This is a genomic window from Brenneria corticis, assembly GCF_003115855.1.
Classification (GTDB): Bacteria; Pseudomonadota; Gammaproteobacteria; order Enterobacterales; family Enterobacteriaceae; genus Brenneria; species Brenneria corticis.
This window is the reverse complement of sequence record NZ_KZ819116.1, coordinates 1-8,241: the sequence shown is the minus strand read 5'-3', so window position 1 is coordinate 8,241 and position 8,241 is coordinate 1. Positions and strand designations below refer to the sequence as shown.

Here is an 8,241-nt window from a genome sequence, read left to right as displayed (position 1 = left end):
GGGAACCACCGCACCGGGACCGGATCATAAGTCGAATATCAATGCGGCGGTGGAGGCGCAGTTCTCGCCGGGAAAGGAGAATAATAAAGGCGCCGCTGCACCAGCGGTCAAGCAACAGGCACAGAGTGAGAAAAAGGCAAAACCAGCCCAAACAAACGCATCAGCGCAAACCAAGAATAGAACCATTGATGATAAGGTCGTGAAATCTATAATGGAGTCTGAAGGTGTTAAAGGGGAACAAGGTAATCGTCCTGAAGTTTATGGTTTTAGAAAAGGAAATGGCCCTGCTTATGGCGAAATTCTTGCAGCAAGAAATACGTATGGAGTAAGAAGTGAGCAAGAATTCGCGGTCGTAAAAAAATACATGAGCGAAAGCGCAAGCAACGCGGGAGCGCTTAACTTTACCGATCCAGGAAAGCAAGCGGCAGTAATGTCCCTTGCTCATATGCGTGGTGTAGGTGGCGCGCAAGCCATCTTAAATTCCATGGAATCTGGAAATATTGTAAAATCAGCTAAACTAACCAACAGTTCCATAAACTTCTTGGAGGAAATGGCTCCGAAAGATTTTCAAGAAAAACTACTTAGCGCTAGGTTAGATTATGATAAAGAGATATATGGCAACACTTAAAGATGGCACCAAGTTGAATTGGTGGGATGCATATAAAAACGGATTACAAAACAGGTACAAAAGAGAGTCTATCGAATTCCTTAACCTGTCGAAATAAAATAGAGAGGTATCCATTGAAAAAATATATTACACTTTTAATTTCTCTCTCCCTGGTTTCTTTCTTGGCGCAGGGAAGCACTAACCTTAAAGAGTATAATTCAATAGAAAAAATTGATAACATTTTCAAAAACACAGAAATCACAGAATCATTAAAAAGTATTCTTAAAGATAATTATAGTGATTTCATTAATAACTTCGACGTTGTTGGAGAACCCCACTTAACGAAAAATGAAGGACTATTCGCAGAAGGATGGATGAAGGACCTATACCTTTACAGCGCCTCGGCAATGGTAGTTGAACCTGATGGTGATATATTTGTTGCATGGGTAACCCCAAAAACATCTAAAATAGAATATCGCACAAACTCGGTAGAAAAAAAAGAAATCGATAGTGAAATTCAAAACTGGGGGAAAAGATTCTCTCCGTATTTATCGTTCCAGGATAAAGAAAAGCCTGACAATTTTATCGAAAGCGAAACCAATCCTCGTTATTTTACAAGTAAAAATTTCATTGTAAAAATCACATTTAACTGCGATAACAAAAACGCCATTTGCAATGACGTAACGTACGATGGGGAAAGAAAGCGCGACCGTGCAAAAATAAAACTCTCTGGTAAGGCAATCCGTTATCAATGTGAAAATTACTTATGTCCTATAAATGGTTATGAATTTAAAAACCACAATGTTATTTACACTCTGAATGTACTAAATCCATCTATTGAAGTTAGTTCAAATGGTAAAAAAATCGTCAATGAACCGGGGGAGTGGTCAGATTCCCCACGTTAAAACGATATAACCCCCCAACCAATTGATTGATATTCAAGTAAAAATAGAAAAAAATATCAATCAATTATTCCTTACATCATAGTTCTACCTAGTTTGCCTTAGGAATTTAACCAGGCGCCCCTGATATAATGGTCGCGATTACCGTCTGGTGGTTACGGTTTTCCATTATTTTTGGCTCTGTAATTAGAGATCTCCACGGACGCTCTGCAAACGAGTTGGAATATTATTTACCCCTGTTTTAAAAAAGAAGAAAATACGATGAAATACACCCTTCAGGAAGGCACATTTTCACTGTTTCCCGCTGCATGGCAGGATACCACCCTCAATATTCTGCGCGACGACGCCAGCGGCCTGTCGGTCGTGGTCAGCCGCGGCCCTATCCCTGACGGCAGCGATCTCGAACGAGAGCTCCTCCGCCAGTGGGACACGCTGCGCCCTCAGATGGGCGATATCACCCAGAGCGACTTTATCCGGGTGAACGTAGGGCCGGAACGAGCCATTCCCGCCGTGGAAGTGGAAACCGCTTTTGAGCGCAGCGGCCAGCGCCTGTGGCAAAAACAGCTCGCCGTGCAAACGTCGGGCAAGCGGGTTTTGCTGCTGTTTACCCTCTCCGCCCTGCGCCCCTTCAATGAGGACGATGCACAACGTTGGGAAAACCTCAAATCCAGTCTGGCGCTGAACAAACATCAGGACGATTAAAGCATGAGCGACAACAACGCAGCCCGCAAGGACGATGAAATCATCCACTCCAGTATTTTTGCGGATATCACCAGTATTGTGGCGGAAGGGATTGCCTACGCGGCTATCGGTGCGGCCGTTGCCGCAGCCGCTACCGTGGCCGCCCCCCTTCTTGGCGCCGGTGCGGCTGCGGCGGGCGTGGCCGCGGTGGGGTCAAGCTGCCTGCTGAGCGGGATTGTCGGCGGCGTGCTGGCCAACGCGGCGGGGATTACCGATAACATCAGCAACGCAGCCGAAGGCATCGGCAACGCCCTGTTCCCCCCTTCCCCGGCCGGCTTGATTACCTCCGGGGCATCGGACGTACTGGCCAACGGCAAACCCGCGGCCCGCGCAGCCGGTACGCTCAGCACCGCCGAGACGCCGCCCCCCGAGCCTCAGTCTCCGACCAGCTTCGCCGACTATGGCGGTATGCTGCTGGCCGCCGCTGCTCAATTCGGCAGCGAGATGTGGCAACCCTCGGTTTCCTCTGCGGCTTCGGGCACCTCGCCGCTGGAAGAAGACACCGTCGCCTGCCAAAAACACAGCGGCCCGCAATATCTGGCGGAAGGCTCTAAAAGCGTCTTTATCAACGGTCAACCCGCCGTACGCGCCAAGGACCGCACCACCTGCGAAGCGACCATCTCGGACAACGTCTCGCCCGATGTCATTATCGGTGGTGAAACCCTCACCGTGCGTGATATCAAAAGCGGCAAAACACCTGGGCTGGCCGTGGCGATGATCGCGCTCTCGCTCATGCGCGGCCGCCCCAGCAAAGTCATTAAGAACATGCCCTGCGCGCTTGCCGCCGCCGGCGGCGGGATGCTGGCCGATATGGCGATAAATGCCGTCTTCGCCTCCTCGAATCCAGTGCATGCCGCCACCGGCGTGAAAGTACTCAACGATGATAACGAACTCGACTTCACCCTGCCGGGGTGTTTCCCTCTGCGCTGGCAGCGCAGCTATAACAGCCTGACCACGCGCGCAGGGCTGTTCGGCCTGGGCTGGGCCACCGCCTTCGATAGCTACCTGATGCTGGATGAAGGCGATGTCATTTTCTTTGACGATACGGGTCGCGAACTGCGTTTTGCCCTGCCGCCGGTCAACCAGGCGCTCTACAGTATCAGTGAAGGGATGATGGTACGCCGCAACGAAAACGGCGATGTCGCCATTGCCGACGACGACGGCGCGGTATGGCGGCTGTTCAAACCGACCCGCATCAATCCGAATGAACTTCGCCTGGCATCGCTCAGCGACGAATACGGCAATGCGCTGGAAATGGGCTGGGACGAACAGGGCCGACTGGTGCGTATTCACGATGCGCCCTCCGCCATCGACGTCACGCTGGCCTATGAAGATACGCGCTTTCCGTCACGCGTCACGGCCGCCAGCCATTTTGACGGCGACCGTCACTGGCCGCTGACGACCTACCGCTACGACGCGCGCGGACAGTTAGCCGCGGTGACCGACGCCAGCGGCGTCGTTACCCGCGAGTACCGTTATAACGACGACGGCCTGATGATCTGGCACCGCCTGCCGGGCGGGCTGGAGAGCGAATATCGCTGGCAGAAGTTCGACCACTGGCGCGTGGTGGAAAACCGCACCAGCACCGGCGACGGCTGCCGCATTGATTACAACCTCGACACCGGGCTGACCACCGTTATCCACGACGACCGGACGCGCCGGCACTACTGGAACGCGCAGGGGCTTATCACCCGTTTTGTGGATGAACGCGGCGAAGACTGGCGCTTTGAGTGGAACGACGATGAGCTGCTGACCCGCCGTATCGACCCGCTGGGCAACGCCGTAACGTTCGTCTATGACGACCAGGGCAACCGGGTGCAGGAGAGTGACGCCAACGGCAATGTCCATACCACCCAGTGGCTGGCGCATCGCGCCATTCCGGCATCGTTAACCGAACCGGGCGGCGCTACCACGCGCTTTTACTATGACGAACATCACGGCCTGGCGCGCGTGGTGGACGCGCTCGGCCAGTCAACGATTTACCGCCGCGACGAACAGGGGCTGGTGGTCGAGGAAGTGGACGCCGCCGGGAATACCCGCCGTCAGGAGTATAATGACGCCGGTCAGGTGATACGCGCAACGGACTGCTCGGGTCGCATCACCCGTTATCATTATCACCCGCTGGGGTGGCTGGAAGCCGAAGTCACGCCGGACGGCGAGGAGACCCGTTACCACTACGACGCCGCCGGCCGGCCGGTACAGCTTGAGCGCCCGGAAGGCTGGCAGGAGCGGCTCGCCTGGAACGAACGCGGGCTGCCTCAGGCCCATGAGGCCGCCGACGGCAAGCGTAGCGAGTTTCTTTACGACAAAGCCGGACGCCTGGTGGCGACCCGCAACGCGCAGGGCGAGGAAGTCCGCCGCGCCTGGGACGGCCGCGGCAGATTGACGGCTTTGAGCAATGAAAACGGCGAAACCTACCGCTTCCACTGGGGGGCGGACTCGCTGCTGCGCGAGGAAACGGGGCTGGACGGCGTGGTCACGCGTTACGACTACGACGCCTGCGGCCGCCCCGTTTCCCGTACTTTCGCCGCCGGGCATCCGGAGGCCATTACCCATACCTTTGCCTACAGTCCCGGAGGGCAGCTTCTTGCCCGCACTACGCCGGAAGGACAGACGCGCTATCACTATGCGTCGTCGGGGCTGCTCAGCAGCGTGACGCTTCATCCCACGCTGGGGGAAAACGCCTGGACCCGCGAAGCCGAGCAAACGCTGGCCTTCGACTACGACGCCCTGGGCCGGCTGATCAGCGAACAGGGTGAACACGGCGCGCTGGAATGGACGTACGACGCGCTGGGCAATCGCACCAGCGTACAGTTGCCCGACGGACGCAAACTGAAACACTTCTACTACGGCAGCGGCCATCTGCTCGGCATCGCCCTCGACCGTCTCACGATAACCGACTTTACCCGGGACGAACTGCACCGGGAAATCAGCCGCACGCAGGGAACGCTGACCTCACGCAGCGAGTATGACCGGCTCGGCCGCCTGCACCGCCGGGACGTATTCCTCGGCAACGCGCAGCGTCCCACCCCGCGTCAATGGTCGCGCCGCTGGGATTACGATTACCGCAACAACCTTATCCGCGAAGAGCGCGACGACGACCTGTTCAACGCCACCCGCTGGCAGTACGACGGCGCCGGACGTCTGCTGACCCAGGACGGCGCCCTGCCCGGCCGCGAACAGTGGCGCTGGGACGCCGCCGGCAATCCGCTCGACAATATCGACAGTCTGCCGGTGCGCCATAACCGCGTGTCGCAGTTGAACGGCATCCGCTGGCGTTACGACGTGCACGGCCGCACCGTTGAAAAAGACAACGGCCACACCCGCTGGCAATATCGTTACGATACCGAGCACCGACTGACCGACGTGGTGAGTCAGACGCGCGTCCGCAACGCCCCGCAGGTTCACGTCAGCTTCCGTTACGACCCGCTGGGGCGGCGCATCAGCAAAAACCGCTGGCAGACGCTGCACGGCCAGCCGCAGGGGAAAACCGTCACCACCCGTTTTATCTGGGAAGGCTTCCGGCTGTTGCAGGAAATCCAGGACCAGGTTCCGCTGACGTATGTGTATGCCGATCCGGGCAGCTACGAGCCGCTGGCGCGCATCGACGGCGTCGCCTCCCCCGAAATCTTCTGGTTCCACTGCCAGCCCAACGGTACGCCGGAGCGGCTGACGGATGCCGAAGGGCGTCTACGCTGGGAGGGCCAGAACGGCGCCTGGGGAAAACTGCTGCGCGAAACCTCGCTTCAGGGGCCGGGCTTCGCCCAAAACCTGCGCATGCAGGGCCAGTATCTGGACCGGGAAACCGGACTGCACTATAATCTGTTCCGTTACTACGATCCGGACAGCGGGCGGTTTACGACGCAGGATCCGATAGGGCTGGCGGGGGGACTGAATCTTTATCAGTATGCGCCGAATCCGTTGATGTGGATTGATCCGCTGGGGTTGAGTAAGTGTAAACAAGATAATATTACATACAGAGGTGATAGAAGAGGGCCTGACACTATCTTCAATGAAGGATTTAGAACTAAAGGAAATAGTAATGATCTATTAGCACATGCGGTTGATAGTAATAACCCTCCGAGTAATTTTATCAGCACTACACCTGATAAGATGGTTGCTACAGATTTCGCCACTAGTTTTGGAAGAAATGATGGTTATGTTTATTACACGAGAACCAATAATGGCATTGATATCAATAAAACACTGGGCAGTAAATCGCCATATCCTAACGAAGTGGAGTTTGCAGTTCAAGGAGGGATAAAACCAGAGAATATACTTGGTGCAACTCCTGTTAATAAAAATGGCTCTTGGGCTAATTACTCTATATTAAATCCAAATAGAAGGTTATAACTATATGGAAACAGAGATAAAAAAAATATTCATCATAAAAGATAAAAAAAAGGAAAAAGCATTTCTTATAATTAGAGAAGATGAACGTTCATGTTATTTAACTTTATCTATTATGGACAATGTTATTGCAGATATCGTCAATGACGATTTTTTTAGTTGTTTTTCAGAGCTGAGGCGTCAGATTCCTGAAATGATATTCCTTTGTAAGGGCGCGAAGATTAATGTTTATCCATCTAGGATGTCAAGGCAAATGTCCCGAGGTATGACTGCATATGAATGCACTAAAGGGAAACCAGCATTACGGGAAAATATAGTTCATATATTTGACTATGATGATGAAAACATATCTTCTACCCCCGAGGAGCAAGAACGCTATCATAAGGAATGGTTAATGTCGATAACCTAATAAAATTCTCTATGAGAGGTGATGTGCCAAGCAATTGTGTGGGAGGGTTACCAGCTGTTGCAGGAACTGTATGGGGACAAGCCGCCGACGTACATCTACAGTGCTCCGGGGAGCTATGAGTCTCTGGTAAAGTGCGTTGGGAGATCCGGGACAGCGCTTGGGGTATGCGCAGAATCTACGGATGCAGGGACAATATCTGGACCGCGAAACAGGTCTGCACTACGATCTGTTTCGTTACTACGACCCAGATAGTGGGTGGTTTACGTAGCCGGATCCGATAGGGCTGGCGGGTGGGTTGAACCTGTATGCTTATGCGCCGAATGCGTTGAGTTGGATCGACCCGTTGGGGCTGGCTAAATGTGGAACTGGTCAGAGTAGGCAATTCTGGAAGAAAGATCCGATAGAATTTAATGGAAATAAAGTTTATCAACGCGATGATTTATTTGACCCGAATCTAATGACAACTTGGCGTGATAAAGGGAAAGTGTTTAGAGGTACTAATATTGAGCGAATGGCTACAGGTCGAGCTCCGGTTGGTTATGATGGAAATGCGGTAAATTTACATCATATGTTACAAACCCAAAACGGTCCTATTGCCGAAGTAAGCCAAACTTTCCATAAAGCTAATCATGGCATAATTCATATAATTCCGAATACAATACCATCTGGCATTAATAGAGCTGAATTTAATGCTTGGCGGGAACAGTATTGGATGTATAGAGCGAGTGGATATCTATGAACAGAAATAAATTAGTAGATTTTATTAAAAAACATGAAGATATTGCTAACTTTGGATCTTCGGATGATGCACCCGCATCTGAATGGATAAATAAGGCGGAGCAAGCACTTGGTGTTACCTTGCCAGATAATTACAAATGGTTTCTAAGTGAATTTGGGGGTGGGGAAATATGTGGGGAAGAAATATATAGTATTTATGGTGTGCCATTTAATGAAGCAGTCGGTGGAGACTTGGTTTATCAGAATACCATTGCTAATAATAATATTCTCTTGGGGAAGATAGTTTTATCTAATACTGATTTTGGTGAAGAGTTTTACTTTAAAATTAACGACTTTGATAAAGTATATATTGCTATAGGGAATAGGGAAGAACTATATGCGGAAGATTTTATTGAATACCTGCACAAAAGATTAATATCATATTTTTAAATAAAGCCGGAAGCGAGAGCCTGTCCACGATTCTGTGTAATCGCCATCTCATTTAAAGGTGATCG

General features: G+C 52.0%; 6 protein-coding genes and 2 pseudogenes. All 8 read left to right on the top strand.

Annotated elements, in window-relative coordinates; genetic code table 11:
• Window positions 1-628 (top strand): annotated as a pseudogene (locus DDT56_RS24485) (type VI secretion system tip protein VgrG); the annotation flags it as partial.
• Between the two features lie 113 nt (window positions 629-741).
• A complete protein-coding gene (locus tag DDT56_RS23890) occupies window positions 742-1,512 on the top strand; it encodes a hypothetical protein (RefSeq protein WP_136168842.1) in 771 nt (256 codons plus the stop codon).
• Between the two features lie 258 nt (window positions 1,513-1,770).
• The gene (locus DDT56_RS23885) at window positions 1,771-2,211 is read left to right on the top strand and encodes a DcrB-related protein (protein WP_136168841.1); all 441 of its coding nucleotides are present in this window, start codon (window positions 1,771-1,773) and stop codon (window positions 2,209-2,211) included.
• A gap of 3 nt (window positions 2,212-2,214) precedes the next feature.
• Window positions 2,215-6,603: an RHS repeat-associated core domain-containing protein gene (locus DDT56_RS23880; RefSeq protein ID WP_136168840.1), complete on the top strand. Its 4,389-nt coding sequence runs from the start codon at window positions 2,215-2,217 to the stop codon at window positions 6,601-6,603.
• A gap of 4 nt (window positions 6,604-6,607) precedes the next feature.
• Window positions 6,608-7,009, top strand: a complete 402-nt coding sequence (locus tag DDT56_RS24940) for a hypothetical protein (protein ID WP_136168839.1) — start codon at window positions 6,608-6,610, stop codon at window positions 7,007-7,009.
• A 36-nt stretch (window positions 7,010-7,045) separates the two neighbouring features.
• Window positions 7,046-7,370: pseudogene (locus DDT56_RS25230) on the top strand (RHS repeat-associated core domain-containing protein); the annotation flags it as partial.
• 96 nt (window positions 7,371-7,466) lie between these two features.
• Complete coding sequence (locus DDT56_RS25225) at window positions 7,467-7,748, top strand: HNH/ENDO VII family nuclease (protein ID WP_210417079.1); 282 nt, start codon at window positions 7,467-7,469, stop codon at window positions 7,746-7,748.
• Window positions 7,745-8,176 carry an SMI1/KNR4 family protein gene (locus tag DDT56_RS23865; protein ID WP_136168838.1) on the top strand — a complete coding sequence of 144 codons (432 nt, stop codon included), beginning with the start codon at window positions 7,745-7,747 and terminating at the stop codon, window positions 8,174-8,176. Before DDT56_RS25225 ends, DDT56_RS23865 begins: the two co-directional genes overlap by 4 nt.
• Window positions 8,177-8,241: the final 65 nt, after the last annotated feature.